Origin of the sequence: Mesorhizobium sp. M1403 (genome assembly GCF_040317695.1) — a bacterium.
In the GTDB taxonomy this organism is placed as follows: domain Bacteria; phylum Pseudomonadota; class Alphaproteobacteria; order Rhizobiales; family Rhizobiaceae; genus Mesorhizobium.
This window is the reverse complement of sequence record NZ_JAMYKY010000001.1, coordinates 609,226-625,399: the sequence shown is the minus strand read 5'-3', so window position 1 is coordinate 625,399 and position 16,174 is coordinate 609,226. Positions and strand designations below refer to the sequence as shown.

The window sequence follows — 16,174 nt, the reverse complement described above, 5'->3', positions numbered from 1 at the left end:
GAAAGTTCTGCGTCGAAGGAGACTAGTTGTGATTGGAGAGCAAGACGTCCTTGGCTTCGTTGATCCGCGCCGCCAGGAAAGACGTGCCACCGATATCGGGGTGCAGGCGCTGCATCAGGCGGCGGTGCGCCTTGCGGACATCCGCCGCGGCAGCCCCCGCTTCAAGACCAAGGATCTTGTAGGCCTCCTCCTTAGTCATGGCGCCCGAACCTGGCGCAACACCCAGCCCTTCGCCACCATTCGCATCAGCGTCTTTGCGCCAGATGGGAAATCTGCCGTCAAGATACGTCTCTAGCAATTGGCGGCTCTCCGGATCGCCGGAGAGTTCGCGATAAAGTTGCTGCAATTCGGCAAGCCCCATCGAGCCAAGCATCTTGCCTTCATGGCGCCCAGCCAGCACGAGGCCTTCGAGGCCGCCGGTGTCGTGATCGAGTTCCATCTCAAGCGCCGCGGTACGCACCGTCGAACGCTTGCCCGGTGCCAGTTTCGCGGCCGGCTGATTCATGCGCATGGAGCCATACCAGGCGAGCGCGGCCGACAGGATCAAGCCGCCGAGGCCCTCGCGCCCGACCAGCAGCACGGCAACGCCGACCAGCCCGAGCAGCACGGGTCCAAGGGTCCTCATGCCGCCTGCAAGCTTCCCCGGATCGGCGCGCAGGAAGATGGTGAGCATGCCGAGAAGCACCAGAAGCAATGCTACAAAAGCGATAATCGCGCCCATCAGTTTCCGCCGCCCCGTAGATGCTCGATCATCAGCCGGTCCTCCGGCCTGCCCCGGTCCTCCAGTGCTTTCAGACCGCCGGTCGCAAACACGGCGACGGACGAAAGCAGGCCGGCCAAGGTCGCGGCAGCCCGCCGATCAAACCGGAACCAGGCCCCTTTGGACAGCCGTGCAATTTCCTTGAACGCCTTTTCTGCACCGGCATCATGGCCTTCCTGAAAAACGAAGACAGGAACGCCGTGCAGACCTAGGCTACCGGCCTTTTCGGCCAGATCATCTATGTTTTCTTCCATCGCATCGCCGATATAGACCAGCGCGTTGACCTTGGCCGCCGCCGTCTGTTTCAGCGCATGGGCGAGCACCTTGCCGATCTGGGTGTGGCCGCTACGGCAGTCGATGCGCGTCATCAGCTGCTTCAGAGCTTCGGTATCGGTGACGAATGCGGAGGAACGGCACTCGCCAAGCCCGCGGAAATAGACCAGTTGAACCTTGAGCACCCCAGCCTTGCCGACGGCGTCGAACATCTCGGCCTGCAGCGCACAGGCGAGATCCCAGGTCGGCTGGCGGCTCATCGTAGCGTCGAGGGACAGGATCAGCCTGCCTGAACCGGTGGCGGATGCAGCGAGCGTCCTTGCCTGGCGGAGAAAGGCGTCGATCTCGCCGGTGCTCGATTGGGACTCGACCGGCGCAGGATTGGCCTTTGCAGGCACGGGCTGCTTCTTGTCGCTCATGACATTCAAGATGTGGCGTTGTTCCCCAGCTTGCAAGCCCAGATCAGGCGACCTGCAGGACCGGTGATGATGGCAACTGCGGACAAGCGTTCGGCCGGTGCCCTTGGCGTTACGGTTCTTGGCGTCAGAGTAGGCCGAGATCGGCAAGCTCACGCCTGAGCTTCGGCGGCATTTCGATCAGCCCGGCTTTGCCCTTGCCGAGATCGGCCGGCGCGTCCGCCGGCTTCAGGTAGCGCCACCCTTGGAATGCACGGCGCGGCTGCCAGTCGGTGCGCACGACCTCGGGATCGAGGATCAGATGGCAGCGGCCGATGCCATCGTCATCGGTGAAGGGCCGGATTTCGGTGATCAGCTGACGGCATTGGACATTGCCCTTGACCACCCAGTAGAGCGAGCCGCCGTCGGTGATCTCGGCGCCGCGCGTCGGCACCATGCGGGTGGTGTGGTAGTGTTCGGCCGGTTCGCCGGCGCGGCGCCGCTCGTCGAGGCGGAAGGCAATCCACTCTTCCAGATCCTCGACGCTGTCACAGCCGACGCAAAGCTTTATGAGATTGAGAGACATCGTTTAAGGTTTAGCCCAGCACGCGAACGCGTCAACGGCCTGATCGACTTCTCCACAGTGGTGGTCCAGGCCGCCAGACTGGCGCTCAGCACTCCACGACATTGACGGCCAATCCGCCAAGGCTGGTTTCCTTGTACTTTTCGTTCATGTCGAGGCCGGTCTGGCGCATCGTCTCGATTGCCGCATCGAGCGGCACGAAATGAACGCCATCGCCCTTGATGGCCAGCGAAGCGGCGGTCACCGCCTTGACAGCGCCAAGCGCGTTGCGCTCGATGCACGGCACCTGCACCAGGCCGCCGACCGGATCGCAGGTCATGCCGAGATGATGTTCCAGCGCGATTTCGGCAGCGTTCTCGACCTGCTCGGGCGTGCCGCCCATGACGGCGCACAATCCCGCCGCAGCCATCGCCGAAGCCGAACCGACCTCGCCCTGGCAGCCTACCTCGGCCCCCGAGATCGAAGCATTGGTCTTGATGATGCCGCCAACGGCCGCCGCCGTCAGCAGGAAATCGCGGATACTTGGCTGGTCGGCTTCGGGATGGAAATGCAGCCAATAGCGCAACACCGCGGGCAGAGTGCCGGCCGCCCCATTGGTTGGCGCGGTGACGACACGGCCGCCGGCGGCGTTCTCCTCGTTGACCGCCATTGCATAGATCGACAGCCAGTCATTGGCGAGCAGCGGGTTGGGCCGGTTCTGCTGCCATTGCTCCTGCAACTTGTCGTGCAGCATCCGGGCACGGCGGCGCACCTTCAGTCCGCCCGGCATGATGCCGTCTTGCGACAGGCCGCGCTCGATGCATCCCTTCATGGCGCTCCAGATGCCGTCGAGGCCAGCGTCGAGCTCCTCGCGCGACATCTGCGTCTCCTCGTTGACGCGCTTCATCTCGGCGATGGAAAGGCCACTTTTCGCTGCCATTGAGAGCATTTCGACGGCGTTCTTGAACGGATATGGAACCTTCTTGCCTTCGGTTGTCGCCGAGCCCCTCGCCTTCATCCGCTGCAATTCTTCCTCGGAAACGACAAAGCCGCCGCCGATCGAATAGTAGACGCGCCTCAGCAGCAACCGGTCTCCGGCATCATAGGCAGAAAACGCCATGCCATTGGCGTGACCCGGCAGCGGCGTCTTGCGATCCAGCACCAGATCCGTTGCCGGGTCGAAACGATAGGACGGATGGCCGGGCGGCGAAATCCGCTTCTCGGCGGCGATGCGAGCGGCGATGCCGTCGGCGTGGTCAGGATCCACCGTCTGCGGCGTCTGGCCGGCGAGGCCGAGCACCACGGCGCGATCGGAGCCATGGCCGATGCCGGTATAGGCGAGCGAGCCATGCAGGCTGGCCGCGATTCGGTCGACCCTGGCGCCGGCCGGACGCGGCCAGTCGTCTCCCGCAATCTCGTCGAGAAACCGCCGCGCAGCCGTCATCGGCCCCATCGTGTGCGAACTCGATGGGCCGATGCCGATCTTGAACAGGTCGAAAACCGAAAGGAACACGTGGGCGTTTTCTCCTGGGACCCTGTTGAGCTCTATATATAGGAATTCCCATGATGTTTTCCGCTGTTTTGAAGATTGCGGCGCTGCGCCTGCCGACCTTGTTTGCTCCGGCAGCGACATTCCGGCTTCGGCCATCGAAGCGTTGCCTCGGCTTGTGGTAAAAGCACCGCATGAGCGATTCCTTTCATCTATCGACGGCCGACCTTGCAGCGCTGGGGTTCTTCCTCGCCGCGTGGGTGCTGCATACGCTCGCCGCCGACGGAATGCTGGTCAGCCGCATGTCGCTGACGAGGGCGATGAACGCGCAGCGCGAGGCCTGGATGAGGACCATGGCCGAACGCGAGATCCGCATCGTCGACACCGCCATCATGAGCGGCCTGCAACAGGGGACCGCCTTCTTTGCCTCCAGTTCGCTGATTGCGATCGGCGGCTGTTTTGCCTTGCTCGGCGCTTCCGATCAGGTTCTCACTGTGCTGAGCGACCTGCCGTTTGGCGCCACATCCTCACGCGCCGCCTTCCAGACGAAGGTGTTCGGGCTGGTGCTGATCCTGGCCTTTTCCTTCTTCAAGTTCGGCTGGGCTTACCGGCTGTTCAACTATTGCTCGATCCTGATCGGCGCGGTGCCGATTCCGCATGGCGAGGCGTCGCGCAATCCGGTCACCGAAACGGCGGTGTGGCGCGCGGCCCGCATGAACATGCTGGCCGGGAAGCATTTCAATTCCGGGCTGCGCGGCGTGTTCTTCTCGATCGGTTATCTTGGCTGGTTCGTCGATCCCGCCGTTTTCGTGCTATCGACGCTGCTGCTTCTGGCGGTGCTGGTGCGCCGCCAATTTTTCTCGGCGGCGCGGCAGGCGGTGCTCGGTCAGCCGCCCGGCCCGGGAAAAGGCTGATCAATGCGGCCCGACAGCCAATAGGCGACGAGCCCGATCCATTCGCGAATCGCGATGGTCGTGGTCTGCAGCGCTTCGTTGGTAGATTTGCGGAACAGGCTGATACCTTCCTTACCGGAGGTGCGGTAGTCGACCGGCCATGGAACCGTCGGGAAGCCGGCTCTGTCGAACAGCGCCTTGGCGCGCGGCATGTGGAAGGCTGAGGTCACCAGCAGCCAGATCTCGCCGGGTTTCGGCGTAATCAGCCGCTTGGTGAAGACGGCATTCTCGTAGGTGTTGCGTGACTTGTCTTCCAGGATCAGACGATCGGCCGCCACGCCGAGCGCAGTGAGTACGCGTGGCGCCGTGGTTGAGTCGCCTTCGTCCTCACCGATTATTGCAACGGGGCCGCCTGAAATGACGACTCTCGCTGTCGGAAAACGCCGCGCCAGCACGGCTGCCTCGACAATTCGATCGCCACTGGCGTTGAGTTCATAACCGCCGCGAACGAAATTGATGGCGCCGTCCATACCGCCGCCGAGCACAACGATTCCGTCAACCCTTTCCGGCAGGGGTGGCTTAGGGAAACGCTCCTCGAGCGGATTGAGCATCACTGCGCCGAGCGAGGTCCATGCTGACAGTGCCAGGACAAGGAAGGCCAGCACGCTGCCGGTGGCAAATAGCCTTTTGCGCCCGACCAATGCCGCAAGCAATCCAGCCAGCAGCAGGATGATCGCGAGATTAAGCGGCTGGACGAAGAGCCACAGGACCTTGGAGACATAGAAGAACATCCCTCACCCCCTCAGATGAGAAACGATCCTACCACCATTTTTCCGGCTGAAATGTGCCGGCCGCCTGTTCGATGACATGGGCGGTCTGGAACAGCGTTTCCTCGTCGAAAGGCCGGCCGATCAGCTGCAGGCCGAGTGGCAGCCCCTTGGCGTCGAGCCCGGCCGGAACCGCGATGCCGGGCAAGCCGGCCATGTTCACCGTCACCGTAAAGATGTCGTTGAGATACATCTTGACCGGGTCGGCGGCCATGTCTTCGTCTGCGATGCCGAAGGCGGCGGACGGCGTTGCCGGCGTCAGGATGACGTCGACACCTGCGACAAACACATTTTCGAAATCGCGCTTGATCAGGTTACGAACCTTCTGCGCCTGCAGATAGTAGGCATCGTAGTAGCCAGCGGAAAGCACATAGGTGCCGATCATGATGCGGCGCTTGACCTCACGCCCGAAGCCGGCGGCGCGGGTCTTTTCATACATGTCGACAATGTCCTTGCCGGGCACGCGCAATCCATAGCGGACGCCGTCGTAACGGGCGAGGTTGGACGAGGCTTCGGCGGGCGCAACAATGTAATAGGCCGGCAGCGCGTATTTCGTGTGCGGCAGCGAGATGTCGACAATCTCGGCGCCGGCATCCCTCAGCCAGGCAATGCCCTTCTGCCACAACGCCTCGATCTCCTCGGGCATGCCGTCGACACGGTATTCCTTGGGGATGCCGACCTTCATCCCCTTGATCGAGCGGCCGATCGCCGCCTCGTAATCCGGCACCGGCAGGTCGACGGAGGTCGTGTCCTTCGGGTCGACCGAAGCCATCGACTTCAACAGGATCGCGGCATCGCGCACGTCGCGCGCGATCGGCCCGGCCTGGTCGAGCGACGAGGCGAAGGCGACGACGCCCCAACGCGAGCAGCGGCCATAGGTCGGCTTAATGCCGACCGTGCCGGTGAAGGCGGCGGGCTGGCGGATCGAGCCGCCGGTGTCGGTGGCGGTAGCGCCGGCGCACAGGAAGGCCGAGACGGCTGATGCCGAGCCACCGGACGAACCGCCCGGCACCAGCTGGGCATTGTCCAACGTGCGCGCGGTCCTGGTGCCGCCCGCCGAAACGAAGCCGCCCTCGCCCTGATGTGTCGTCGGCATTACCACCGTGTCGAGCCGCGAACGCCGCCACGGGTTGATGACAGGCCCGTAATACGAGGTCTCGTTGGACGAGCCCATGGCGAACTCGTCCATGTTGAGCTTGCCGAGCATGACGGCGCCATCCGCCCACAGATTGGCGGTGATAGTCGATTCGTAGCGCGGCTTGAACCCGTCAAGCACGTGGCTGCAGGCCTGGGTGTGGACGCCTTCGGTGCCGAACAGATCCTTGATGCCGAGCGGGATACCCTCGAGGGACCCGCCCTCGCCCTTGGCCAGTTTCGCGTCGGAGGCCTTGGCCATGTCGCGCGCTTTGTCGCCGGTGACCACGATATAGGCATTGAGCGCAGGATTGGCTCGCTCGATCGCCGACAGATAAGCCTCGGTGACTTCGGTGGCGGTGATCTCCCTGGAGCGCAATTTGGCGCGGGCCTGCGAAATCGTCAGTTGGGTCAGGTCGCTCATCAGGCAAGGCTCTTTTCGTAAAACACCGACCACTCGGAATTGGGGTAATTCAGCACCGGCCCGCAGCGCGAAAAACCGGCGCGTTCGTAGACGGTCCAGGCGGCGGGATGACGGTCGCCCGTCTCCAGCACCAGACGCTTCAGCCCTTCTTGGCGCGCCAAGCCCTCGATCCGCTCGACGATCATCGCACCGATCTTGCGGCCGCGATGCGAAGGCCGCGTATACATACGCTTGACCTCGCCGACGACAGCGTCGTGGCGCTTCAGCGCGCCGCAACCGATGGCAAGGCCGTCGTCGCGGGCGATGAAAACGGTCGTCTCGCGGTCCGCCATCTGCTCGACCGTCAAATGGTAGCAATGCTCCGGCGGCGTCAACTCCAGCAATGTGGCGTTGAGCTCCTCGACCAGCCCACGCACATCGTCCTGCAGCGGCGTCTCCGCGGCGATCTCGATTCCCATCGGCCAGCTACTCCACGACCTTTGGCACGAGAAAGAAGTTCTCTTCGGTTGCCGGCGCGTTGGCGACGATGTCGGCTGCCTTGCTGCCGTCGGTGACGACGTCCTGGCGCTTCTTCATTGCCATCGGCGTGACCGAGGTCATCGGCTCGACGCCGGAAACATCGACCTCGTTCAACTGCTCGACAAAGCCCAAAATGGCGTTCAATTCGCCGGTCATGCGCTCTGCATCCTCCTCGCTCACCGCAATGCGGGCAAGGTGCGCGACGCGCTTCACGGTTTTAATATCAACGGACATGTTTGTGCCTCGGGGAAAACCAGCGCTATAGCGGCGCAGCGCGTGCCGCGCAACATGCATCGTGCCGACAACTGCCCTACGGCATTGCCACGCCGTCGCAGAGGAAATAGCTGCCGCCGTTGCCGCTCTGCTCGCTTTCGTCCGCGGCAGGCCGAACCGAAACCAGGTCGATCTGCTTCGCGTTCATCTGAGTCAGTGAGAGAACATCCGGAAAGACGTAGCCCGGCTCCTGGCAGATGGCGGTCACCGCCCAGCTTGGCGAGCGTGCCGCCTTGGTGATCTGCAGGAACTCGCAGTTATATTCGATGCTTTCCAGTCCGTTTGCCGACAGTACGATATTGCCGCCCTCGATCACCGTCTGCAGCGTATCCTTTTTGGCCTGCGCGCAGAGATCCTCCGATTGCAGATAGATGCCCTCGATGAAATCCTCGGCGGCCAGCGCCGGCGATGCGGCAACCAGCATAGAAATGCAAAGAGAGTTTCTCAGACCCATGTCGTCATTCCGGTTCGGCGTTCCTACAGCGTAATCGTCTCGCCGATCTTCGGCAACGCCACTTTCACACCCGATCCGTCCAGCCCGGCCACAAACTTGTCGGCGGTCTGATCTATCATCGGAAATGTGCCGAAGTGAGCGGGAACGACCGTCTCGAACTTGAAGAAACGCTGGCAGGCAAGAGCTGCCACCGCACCACCCATGGTGAAGCGGTCGCCGATCGGCGCGATGCCGATCTTCGGCTCATGTAACTCGTTGATCAGCGCCATGTCGGAAAAGATGTCGGTGTCGCCCATATGATAGAGCGTCTTATCCTCGGGGAAGTGCAGGACGAGCCCGCCCGGATTGCCGAGATAGGTGTTCTGGCCGCCCTCGCCAGGAAAGGACGATGAATGCAGAGCCTGAACGAAAGTGGTGGTGAAGCCGCCGCAATCGACGGTACCGCCGATATTGCCGGGATTGATCTGCTTGTCACTGACGCCTTTGCCGACCAGGTACATGCAAATCTCGAAATTGGCGACCAGCATCGCGCCGCTTTTCTTGAGCACTTCGACGGCGCCGCTGATGTGGTCGCTGTGGCCATGGGTAAGCAACACGTGCGTGACCCCTTCGGCCGGCCCTTCCCAGCCGCCTGTCCATGATGGATTGCCGACCAGATACGGGTCGATGAGGATTTTCGCGCCTTCGATTTCGACGCGGAATGCCGAGTGTCCGTACCAGGTAAGTTTCATCAATGCCTTCCTCGATTTTTGCTTCGGTAGAGGCTAGAACGCCGACGGCGAAATTAAAGTGCCGCGGCATATGTTGCGCGTATAGGAAGTGCAGCGTCGCGGTCAAAGGAAAAGCCGTTGGGCATCATCACGATCGAGGAGTTGCCGGGCCGGCTCGGCGGCGGCAAGACCCTGGCTGGGCTCGACCTTGGCGACAAGACGATCGGTGTCGCGGTTTCGGACCGCGGCTTGTCCTTCGCGCACCCGCGCCCTGTCATCATGCGCAAGAAATTCTCGCTCGATGCCGCGGTGCTGCTCGCTCTGCTGCAGAAGGAAAATGCTGGCGCAGTGGTAATCGGCCTCCCCATCAATATGGACGGCTCGGAAGGCCCACGCGCCCAAAAATCCCGCGCTTTCGTCCGCAACATGGCTGGATTGACCGATCTGCCGTTCGTCTTTTGGGACGAAAGGCTGTCGACGGTGGCGGCCGAGCGGACACTGATCGAGATGGATTTTTCGCGCAAGAAACGCGCCGGCAAGATCGATTCAGCGGCGGCGGCCTTCATCCTGCAGGGCGTTCTCGACCGGCTTCAGGCGCTCGGCGTCGATGCCTGGTCGAAGTAGCGATTGCGCGTTGCCTTGATCCAGCTGCCGATCGCCTTGCGGCGGCGAAATGCCCAGAACGCCATCAGCAGCAGGCCGTCGAAGACGCAAGCCTTCGCCACCATGCCCGGGATGAGCGCCGGATCGACGCCGAGCATCTGCCCGTAGAGCTGGAAAACGAGATCGTGCAATTGGCGGCTCAGCATGACATAGCCGAAATTGATGTCGTTGAGCGACAGAAAGAACCAGCCCCAGAACAGGAGGAGCGGAGCCGCCCACAGCGCGAACAAGGTGCGCATCAGCGATCGTCCCTCGAATCCGGCCGGCCCGAAATGCGGGCAAGCGAGGAATTGTGCGCCGCTGCCTTGGCCATGATATGCGCGGCCGCGCGGATTTCGCCGGTCACTGGAACTGCCGCGGCAGCGGCTGAGCGCCGCTCGGCGAGCATCGCGACATATGACGCCAGAAGTGCCGCCAATTGCACGGCGACAACCATGAACAGCCCATTGATGCCTTGCGCAGCGCCGCCGATGACGATCAACGACAGCACGCCCGAGGCCGAGATGAAGGCGATCCGCACAACACTGTCGGCTGGGTCCGGGTTGGTGGCGTCGCTGGTCAATGCTTCAACAAATGCCCAGCAGAACAGCACCGCGACGACAAGCAATGCCACGGCGAGCGGCGCCACGACGACGGCGTTTTCAAGATCGGCAAAGCGAGTGTTCTGGACGGGAACGCCGAGCACGCCAAGGGCCGCCGCGACGCCACGATTCCCATCGATGCAGATGAACGCCAGCAGGGCGAAAACGGCCGCCCAATGCAATGCCAGAAAAGAGCTCAAAATATGCCGCATGACGCTCCTGCTTCGCAGGACAAAGACCGCTCAGCCGAACAGTCCTTGCCTTAACCATAACACTGGGCTTTGCCACCGGCCGCCGCAATGGAAACCATTTGTTAAGGTTAACGATCATCCACAGGGCGCGCGAAAAAAAGCGGCTACGACCCGGGCGACGGCACTAGTTGATCGGCGGGTAGAGCGTGTCGATGATCATCCGCGCATCGTGGCGCGAATCGAGCATTCCATAGGTGTTGCGCCACTGGCCGGCGAGGCGCGTCTCGACGAAGGCGTCGGCGATCCGCCCTGCCCCCAGCCTGCGCAGCTCTGCCGCCGCCGCCGACAATGCCAATTGCTCGGTCAACAGCCGCGCTGAGCCCTCGTCGGTTGCAGCGACCTGCATTGCTGCCTTGAGCACGCCGACGGTGCCGCGTCCGCCAGCGCCGAGATCGCGGTCGATGCCGGCCAGCACGTCATCGAACAGGCCTGGCGCGCGGCCGAGCACTCGCAACACGTCGAGCGCCATGACGTTGCCTGAACCCTCCCAGATCGCGTTGACCGGAGCTTCGCGATAGTAGCGGGCGAGCGGCCCCTCCTCGACATAGCCATTGCCGCCGAGGCATTCCATCGCCTCATAGAGCAGCGGCGGCGCAATCTTGCAGACCCAGTATTTGACGACCGGCGTCATGGCGCGGGCGAAGGCCGCCTCGCCGCGGTCGCCGGCCGCCTCGTCGAAGGAGCGCGCCAGCCGGAACGACAGCGCGGTAGCGGCGGCAACGTCGAGCGCCATGTCGGCCAGAACACGCTGCATCAGCGGCTGCTCGATCAGATTGGTTCCGAACACCTGGCGGTGGCGCGTATGGTGGATGGCCTCGGCCAGTCCGGCCCGCATGATCGCCGAGGAGGCGACGGCACAGTCGAGCCGCGTCAGGGTCACCATGTCCATGATCGTCTTCACGCCCCCGCCGGGCTCGCCAACCATCTCGCCGATGGCATTGACGAATTCCACCTCGGAGGACGCATTGGAGCGGTTGCCGAGCTTGTCCTTCAGCCGCTGAAAGCGGAAGCCGTTGCCGGATCCGTCGCCAAGCAAGCGGGGAACCAGAAAGCACGACAGTCCCTCCGGCGCCTGTCCGAGCACCAGGAAGGCATCCGACATCGGCGCCGACATGAACCATTTGTGGCCGGTCAGGCGATAAAAACCGCTGCCGGCGCGCTCGGCCTTGGTGACGTTGGCACGAACATCGGTACCGCCTTGCTTCTCGGTCATGCCCATGCCGAGCGTCAGCCCGGCTTTTTCGACCGGCGGCTTTTGGCCCTGATCGTATTTGCGCGTCGTCACCCGAGGCGCCCATTCGCGAAACAGTTTCGGGCTGGCCATCAGCGCTGCCAGCGAAGCGCTGGTCATGGTGATCGGGCAAAGATGCCCGGTTTCGAGCTCAGCCGTGAGGTAAAAGCGCGCGGCGCGCACCTGGTGGCGGCGGCCGATCTCGGCGTCGCCATTCTCCCAGACCGACGAATGCAGCCCGTTGGCGACCGAGCGGCGCATCAGTGCGTGATAGGCGGGGTGGAACTCGACCTGGTCGATGCGCCGGCCCTGGCGATCATGGGTCCTGAGCTTCGGCGTCTCGACATTGGCAAGACGGGCCAGCTCCTGCGCCTCATGCGTCAAAACGAAACGGCCAAGCCCGTCGAGGTCCTTACGCACCGGATCGGAAAAGCGCTCGGCAAGCTGGATCAGCAACGGATCGCCCCGCCAGGCGTTGCCGCCGGCCAGCGGCGGCGGCTGGTTGGTCACGTCGTCGGTCACGCTTCGTCCTTATCACCTTAAGTCTGCGAATCCAAAGTCATCGCGGTTTATAGCCTATGGCCGGCGGCGCGCGACGAAAATACCGGGGAGAACCGATCCAATCCCAAGCCGGTGCTTGCAGCCGCGGAGCCTCCCCCCTATAGCAGCGACTTGAGATGACTGACGCATCGTCCCTTCCACTTTATCCCCACCGCCATCTTCTAGGCATCCGCGATCTTTCCCCCGCCGACATCGAGCTTCTGCTCGACCGGGCGGACCGGGCCGTTGCCATCTCGCGGCAATCGGACAAGAAGACATCGACGCTGCGCGGCCGCACCCAGATCAATCTCTTCTACGAAGCCTCGACCCGTACGCAATCGTCGTTCGAGCTGGCCGGCAAACGGCTCGGCGCCGACGTCATGAACATGTCGGTGGCAAGCTCGTCGGTGAAGAAGGGCGAGACGCTGATCGATACCGCGATGACGCTGAACGCCATGCGCCCCGACATATTGATCATCCGCCACCAATCGGCGGGCGCGGCGGCACTTCTTGCTCAAAAGGTCGGCTGCTCGGTGGTCAATGCCGGCGACGGCGCTCATGAACATCCAACGCAGGCGCTGCTCGACGCGCTGACCATCCGCCGCGCCAAGGGTCCGTTATCGAAGCTGATCGTGGCGATCTGCGGTGACATCCTGCATTCGCGCGTGGCCCGCTCCAATATCATTCTGCTCAACGCACTCGGTGCCCAAGTACGGGTCGTCGCCCCTTCGACGCTTTTGCCCGCCGGCATCGAGAAGATGGGCGTCATCGTCACCCGCTCGATGGGCGAGGGTCTGAAGGACGCCGACGTGGTGATGATGTTGCGCCTGCAGCGCGAACGCATGGAAGGCGCTTTCGTACCCTCGGTGCGCGAATATTTCCGCTATTTCGGGCTCGACGCCGAGAAGCTGAAAGCGGCCAAGGACGGTGCGCTGGTCATGCATCCCGGCCCGATGAACCGCGGAGTCGAGATCGCCTCCGAGATCGCCGACGGCCCGCAAAGCGTTATCCAGGAACAGGTTGAGATGGGCGTCGCCGTGCGCATGGCGGTGATGGAAGCGCTGCTCGACCCCCGTCGAAACCACGAGGGCCGCGGCGCATGAGCATAACGGTCTTCAGCCGCGCCCGCATCGTCGACCCATCGCGCGGCATCGACGAGATAGGCACCGTCATCGTCGAAGGGCGCAAAATCGTTGCCGCCGGCAAGGCGGCCTTGAACCAGGGCGCGCCCGAAGACGCCACGATCATCGAGTGCGCTGGTAAGGCGATCATCCCCGGCCTGATCGATGCACGTGTCTTCATCGGCGAACCGGGCGGCGAACACCGCGAAACCATCGCATCGGCGAGCATTGCTGCGGCGGCGGGCGGCGTCACCTCAATCGTCATGATGCCCGATACCGACCCGGTGATCGACAATGTCGCACTGGTCGAGTTTGTGCTGCGCACCGCCAAGGACACGGCAATCGTCAACATCTTTCCGGCGGCAGCGATCACCAAGGGGCTGGAAGGCCGCGAGATGACCGAATTCGGCCTATTGCGCGAGGCTGGAGCGGTCGCCTTCACCGACGGCCGGCATTCTATCGCCAGCGCGCTGGTGATGCGTCGCGCGCTGACCTACGCGCGCGATTTCGACGGCGTCATCGCGCATGAAACCCAGGACGCCGATCTCGCCTCGGCCGGCGTGATGAACGAAGGCCTTTACGCAAGCTGGCTTGGCCTTGCCGGCATTCCTCGCGAGGCCGAATCAATCCCCCTGGAGCGCGATCTCGCGCTGGCTCGCCTGACCGGCGGCTCCTATCACGCTGCCAAGATCTCGACGGCTATGGCGGCAGACGCGGTAGCGCGCGCAAAAGCCGACGGCGCCAACGTCACAGCAGGCGTGTCGATCCACAATCTGTCGCTCAACGAGAATGATGTCGGCGAGTACCGCACCTTCTTCCGGCTGACGCCGCCGCTGCGCGCCGAGGAAGACCGGCTGGCGATGATCGAGGCGGTCAAGGACGGCACCATCGACCTCATCGTCTCCTCGCACGACCCGCAGGACGTCGACACCAAGCGCCTGCCCTTCGCCGATGCTGCGGCCGGCGCCATCGGGCTGGAAACGCTGCTGGGCGCGGCGCTGCGGCTCTATCACAATGGCGACGTGACGCTGCTCCGGCTGGTCGAGACCTTATCCACCGCGCCGGCAAGATTGTTCAGCCTGCCCGGCGGCACGCTGAAACCGGGGGCTTTGGCCGACCTTGCACTCGTCGATCTGGACGAGCCATGGATCGTCAGCGAGAGCGGCATCCGCTCGCGCTCGAAAAACACCTGTTTCGAAGGCGCGCGGCTGCAAGGCAAGGTCTTGCAAACGATGGTGGCGGGCCGCACAGTGTTTTCGGCCTAGGACGGAACAGGCGTCACGCCTTCAAATCCGTTCAGCCAAGGAAACTTCGGGGGAACAATGGCTTACAGTCCCGTCTTGGCATTGGTGTTCGGCTATCTTCTCGGCTCGATCCCCTTCGGGCTGCTGATCACCCGTGCCGCCGGCCTCGGCGACGTGCGCAACATCGGCTCCGGCAACATCGGCGCCACCAATGTGCTGCGCACCGGCAACAAGGGTCTGGCGGCGGCCACCCTGCTGCTCGACGCCCTTAAAGGCACCGCGGCTGTGCTGATCGCCGGCCGCTTTGCACCTGAGCTCGGACTCTGGGCCGGTTTCGGTGCGTTTCTAGGCCACCTCTTTCCGGTCTGGCTCGGCTTCAAGGGCGGCAAGGGTGTCGCCACCTACCTCGGCGTGCTGATCGGCCTTGCCTGGCAGGTGGCGGTGATCTTCGCCGTTGTCTGGCTCGCGGTGGCTTTCCTGTTCCGCTACTCCTCGCTGGCGGCATTGACGGCAGCGGTCGTCGTGCCAGTGGCCTTGTACTTCCTGAGCACGCCGCAGATTGCCGGGCTTTTCGCGGCGATGAGCCTGATCGTCATCATAAAGCACCGCGCCAACATTGCGCGGCTGCTTGCCGGCACCGAGGGTAAGATCGGGGCAAAGGAGTGAGCGAGCCCGCCGCCGGGCCGCGCCTCAGCGACCGGCAGCGGCTGAGCTGGCTTCGCCTGATCCGCACGCCGAATGTCGGCCCGGCTTCCTTTCGCGACCTGATCAACCGGTTCGGTTCGGCCGAAGCAGCGCTTGCGATGCTGCCGGAGCTGATGATTTCGGGTGGCGCCAAAAAAATCGTCCGCATTCCGTCCATTGCCGAGGCCGAGGCCGAGCTGGAGGCAGCCAGGCGGGCGGGCGCCCGCTTCGTCGGCATCGGCGAGGCGGATTATCCGCCGCTGATGAAGAGCATGGACCATCCGCCGCCGTTGCTCGCGGTCAGGGGCAGTAGTGCGGTTTTCCGCTTGCCCGCGGTCGCCATCGTCGGCGCTCGCAACGCCTCGCTGGCCGGCATCAAGATGGCGCGGATGCTGGCGGCGGATCTCGGCCGCGACGGCTATGGCATCGTCTCCGGCTTGGCGCGCGGCATCGATACGGCCGCGCACCAGGGCAGCCTTTCGACCGGCACGATCGGTGTGCTCGCCGGCGGCCTCGATTTGCCCTACCCGCCCGAAAATGCCGGGCTGTGCGACGAGATTGCCGAGCGCGGTGGCGCCATCGTCTCGGAAATGCCGTTTGGCTGGCAGCCGCGCGCGCAGGATTTTCCGCGCCGCAACCGGCTTGTTGCTGGCGCCGCATTGGGATTGGTGGTGGTCGAGGCCGCACAGCGCTCCGGCTCGCTGATCAGCGCCCGGCTTGCCGGTGAGATGGGCCGACTGGTCTTCGCCGTTCCCGGTTCGCCGCTCGATCCGCGCGCCGCCGGCACCAATGGCCTGCTCAAGGACGGCGCCACCCTTGTCACCGAGGCCGCCGATGTCACCAGTGCGATCGCGCCGCTGGTCGGCGCCTGGGCGCCAAGGACATCGCCGCTTGAAGAGCCGCCCGACTTTTCGGCAACGCCGCCGCCGCGCGAGGATGACCGCGACCGCGTCGTCGAGGCACTCGGCCCGACGCCGGTAGCAGTCGACGAGATCATCCGCCACACCGGCCTGCATCCCGCCCAAGTGTTCATGGTGCTGCTGGAGCTCGACCTCGCCGGCCGGCTCGAACGCCATGCCGGCGGTAGTGTCTCGCTGATTTGACCGGGAGCTTGCGCATGTCCCGGCGCGCATTCAGACGTGATTT

19 protein-coding genes are annotated in these 16,174 nt (G+C 63.7%); 6 read left to right on the top strand and 13 right to left on the bottom strand.

Features of this window, described 5'->3' with window-relative positions:
- Positions 1 to 22: 22 nt before the first annotated feature.
- The 4 genes from NKH01_RS03160 to NKH01_RS03145 form a co-directional block, all read right to left on the bottom strand.
- Complete coding sequence (locus tag NKH01_RS03160) at positions 23 to 721, bottom strand: DnaJ domain-containing protein (protein ID WP_023717747.1); 699 nt, start codon at positions 719 to 721, stop codon at positions 23 to 25.
- Entirely contained in the window at positions 721 to 1,452 is a 732-nt protein-coding gene (locus NKH01_RS03155; RefSeq protein WP_352482282.1) for a vWA domain-containing protein, read from the bottom strand. The genes NKH01_RS03160 and NKH01_RS03155 overlap by 1 nt, the downstream gene beginning before the upstream one ends.
- Positions 1,453 to 1,576: 124 nt before the next feature.
- Positions 1,577 to 2,014 (bottom strand): DUF1489 family protein, encoded by a 438-nt coding sequence (locus NKH01_RS03150; protein WP_023717749.1) that lies wholly within the window; start codon positions 2,012 to 2,014, stop codon positions 1,577 to 1,579.
- Between the two features lie 85 nt (positions 2,015 to 2,099).
- Positions 2,100 to 3,503 (bottom strand): L-serine ammonia-lyase, encoded by a 1,404-nt coding sequence (locus NKH01_RS03145; protein WP_352844092.1) that lies wholly within the window; start codon positions 3,501 to 3,503, stop codon positions 2,100 to 2,102.
- A 170-nt stretch (positions 3,504 to 3,673) separates the two neighbouring features.
- Here NKH01_RS03145 and NKH01_RS03140 point away from each other — a divergent pair, with 170 nt between their 5' ends.
- Complete coding sequence (locus NKH01_RS03140) at positions 3,674 to 4,393, top strand: DUF599 domain-containing protein (protein WP_352494594.1); 720 nt, start codon at positions 3,674 to 3,676, stop codon at positions 4,391 to 4,393.
- Here NKH01_RS03140 and NKH01_RS03135 read toward each other — a convergent pair.
- The 6 genes from NKH01_RS03135 to NKH01_RS03110 form a co-directional block, all read right to left on the bottom strand.
- Positions 4,366 to 5,163, bottom strand: coding sequence for a YdcF family protein (locus NKH01_RS03135; protein ID WP_023717753.1), 798 nt, complete (start codon positions 5,161 to 5,163; stop codon positions 4,366 to 4,368). The genes NKH01_RS03140 and NKH01_RS03135 overlap by 28 nt on opposite strands.
- Positions 5,164 to 5,191: 28 nt before the next feature.
- Positions 5,192 to 6,757: an amidase gene (locus NKH01_RS03130; protein WP_352494592.1), complete on the bottom strand. Its 1,566-nt coding sequence runs from the start codon at positions 6,755 to 6,757 to the stop codon at positions 5,192 to 5,194.
- A complete protein-coding gene (locus NKH01_RS03125; RefSeq protein ID WP_352855350.1) occupies positions 6,757 to 7,215 on the bottom strand; it encodes a GNAT family N-acetyltransferase in 459 nt (152 codons plus the stop codon). The genes NKH01_RS03130 and NKH01_RS03125 overlap by 1 nt, the downstream gene beginning before the upstream one ends.
- A gap of 7 nt (positions 7,216 to 7,222) precedes the next feature.
- Positions 7,223 to 7,510: an Asp-tRNA(Asn)/Glu-tRNA(Gln) amidotransferase subunit GatC gene (gene gatC, locus NKH01_RS03120; RefSeq protein ID WP_023717756.1), complete on the bottom strand. Its 288-nt coding sequence runs from the start codon at positions 7,508 to 7,510 to the stop codon at positions 7,223 to 7,225.
- 76 nt (positions 7,511 to 7,586) lie between these two features.
- Positions 7,587 to 8,003, bottom strand: a complete 417-nt coding sequence (locus NKH01_RS03115) for a hypothetical protein (protein WP_353004235.1) — start codon at positions 8,001 to 8,003, stop codon at positions 7,587 to 7,589.
- Between the two features lie 23 nt (positions 8,004 to 8,026).
- Positions 8,027 to 8,734 carry a metal-dependent hydrolase gene (locus tag NKH01_RS03110; RefSeq protein ID WP_352858286.1) on the bottom strand — a complete coding sequence of 236 codons (708 nt, stop codon included), beginning with the start codon at positions 8,732 to 8,734 and terminating at the stop codon, positions 8,027 to 8,029.
- A gap of 117 nt (positions 8,735 to 8,851) precedes the next feature.
- Here NKH01_RS03110 and ruvX point away from each other — a divergent pair, with 117 nt between their 5' ends.
- Positions 8,852 to 9,337 carry a Holliday junction resolvase RuvX gene (gene ruvX, locus NKH01_RS03105; protein WP_023717759.1) on the top strand — a complete coding sequence of 162 codons (486 nt, stop codon included), beginning with the start codon at positions 8,852 to 8,854 and terminating at the stop codon, positions 9,335 to 9,337.
- On the opposite strand, the gene NKH01_RS03100 is transcribed toward ruvX, so the two are convergent.
- From NKH01_RS03100 to NKH01_RS03090, 3 genes are all read right to left on the bottom strand, one after another.
- Positions 9,304 to 9,615: a DUF6105 family protein gene (locus NKH01_RS03100; RefSeq protein ID WP_023717760.1), complete on the bottom strand. Its 312-nt coding sequence runs from the start codon at positions 9,613 to 9,615 to the stop codon at positions 9,304 to 9,306. The two genes, ruvX and NKH01_RS03100, sit on opposite strands and share 34 nt — an antisense overlap.
- A complete protein-coding gene (locus tag NKH01_RS03095; RefSeq protein ID WP_352817432.1) occupies positions 9,615 to 10,169 on the bottom strand; it encodes a hypothetical protein in 555 nt (184 codons plus the stop codon). Before NKH01_RS03095 ends, NKH01_RS03100 begins: the two co-directional genes overlap by 1 nt.
- Before the next feature lie 163 nt (positions 10,170 to 10,332).
- Positions 10,333 to 11,961 carry a DNA alkylation response protein gene (locus NKH01_RS03090; protein ID WP_353018893.1) on the bottom strand — a complete coding sequence of 543 codons (1,629 nt, stop codon included), beginning with the start codon at positions 11,959 to 11,961 and terminating at the stop codon, positions 10,333 to 10,335.
- Between the two features lie 155 nt (positions 11,962 to 12,116).
- Between NKH01_RS03090 and NKH01_RS03085 the strand changes: the two genes are divergently transcribed.
- From NKH01_RS03085 to dprA, 4 genes are read left to right on the top strand one after another with little or no spacing between them, the layout of a single operon-like run.
- Positions 12,117 to 13,082 carry an aspartate carbamoyltransferase catalytic subunit gene (locus NKH01_RS03085; RefSeq protein ID WP_352482274.1) on the top strand — a complete coding sequence of 322 codons (966 nt, stop codon included), beginning with the start codon at positions 12,117 to 12,119 and terminating at the stop codon, positions 13,080 to 13,082.
- Positions 13,079 to 14,365, top strand: a complete 1,287-nt coding sequence (locus tag NKH01_RS03080) for a dihydroorotase (protein WP_023717764.1) — start codon at positions 13,079 to 13,081, stop codon at positions 14,363 to 14,365. Before NKH01_RS03085 ends, NKH01_RS03080 begins: the two co-directional genes overlap by 4 nt.
- Positions 14,366 to 14,422: 57 nt before the next feature.
- Complete coding sequence (gene plsY / locus NKH01_RS03075; protein WP_352482272.1) at positions 14,423 to 15,010, top strand: glycerol-3-phosphate 1-O-acyltransferase PlsY; 588 nt, start codon at positions 14,423 to 14,425, stop codon at positions 15,008 to 15,010.
- Entirely contained in the window at positions 15,007 to 16,131 is a 1,125-nt protein-coding gene (gene dprA / locus NKH01_RS03070; protein WP_352817429.1) for a DNA-processing protein DprA, read from the top strand. The genes plsY and dprA overlap by 4 nt, the downstream gene beginning before the upstream one ends.
- Positions 16,132 to 16,174 lie beyond the last annotated feature (43 nt).

Excerpts from the sequence above, each read along its gene's own strand:
- NKH01_RS03160 (WP_023717747.1), bottom strand. The coding sequence starts at position 721 with ATGGGCGCGATTATCGCTTTTGTAGCATTGCTTCTGGTGCTTCTCGGC.
- NKH01_RS03155 (WP_352482282.1), bottom strand. The coding sequence starts at position 1,452 with ATGAGCGACAAGAAGCAGCCCGTGCCTGCAAAGGCCAATCCTGCGCCG.
- NKH01_RS03150 (WP_023717749.1), bottom strand. The coding sequence starts at position 2,014 with ATGTCTCTCAATCTCATAAAGCTTTGCGTCGGCTGTGACAGCGTCGAG.
- NKH01_RS03140 (WP_352494594.1), top strand. The coding sequence starts at position 3,674 with ATGAGCGATTCCTTTCATCTATCGACGGCCGACCTTGCAGCGCTGGGG.
- NKH01_RS03135 (WP_023717753.1), bottom strand. The coding sequence starts at position 5,163 with ATGTTCTTCTATGTCTCCAAGGTCCTGTGGCTCTTCGTCCAGCCGCTT.
- NKH01_RS03130 (WP_352494592.1), bottom strand. The coding sequence starts at position 6,757 with ATGAGCGACCTGACCCAACTGACGATTTCGCAGGCCCGCGCCAAATTG.
- NKH01_RS03125 (WP_352855350.1), bottom strand. The coding sequence starts at position 7,215 with ATGGGAATCGAGATCGCCGCGGAGACGCCGCTGCAGGACGATGTGCGT.
- gatC (WP_023717756.1), bottom strand. The coding sequence starts at position 7,510 with ATGTCCGTTGATATTAAAACCGTGAAGCGCGTCGCGCACCTTGCCCGC.
- NKH01_RS03115 (WP_353004235.1), bottom strand. The coding sequence starts at position 8,003 with ATGGGTCTGAGAAACTCTCTTTGCATTTCTATGCTGGTTGCCGCATCG.
- NKH01_RS03110 (WP_352858286.1), bottom strand. The coding sequence starts at position 8,734 with ATGAAACTTACCTGGTACGGACACTCGGCATTCCGCGTCGAAATCGAA.
- NKH01_RS03100 (WP_023717760.1), bottom strand. The coding sequence starts at position 9,615 with ATGCGCACCTTGTTCGCGCTGTGGGCGGCTCCGCTCCTCCTGTTCTGG.
- NKH01_RS03095 (WP_352817432.1), bottom strand. The coding sequence starts at position 10,169 with ATGCGGCATATTTTGAGCTCTTTTCTGGCATTGCATTGGGCGGCCGTT.
- NKH01_RS03085 (WP_352482274.1), top strand. The coding sequence starts at position 12,117 with ATGACTGACGCATCGTCCCTTCCACTTTATCCCCACCGCCATCTTCTA.
- NKH01_RS03080 (WP_023717764.1), top strand. The coding sequence starts at position 13,079 with ATGAGCATAACGGTCTTCAGCCGCGCCCGCATCGTCGACCCATCGCGC.
- plsY (WP_352482272.1), top strand. The coding sequence starts at position 14,423 with ATGGCTTACAGTCCCGTCTTGGCATTGGTGTTCGGCTATCTTCTCGGC.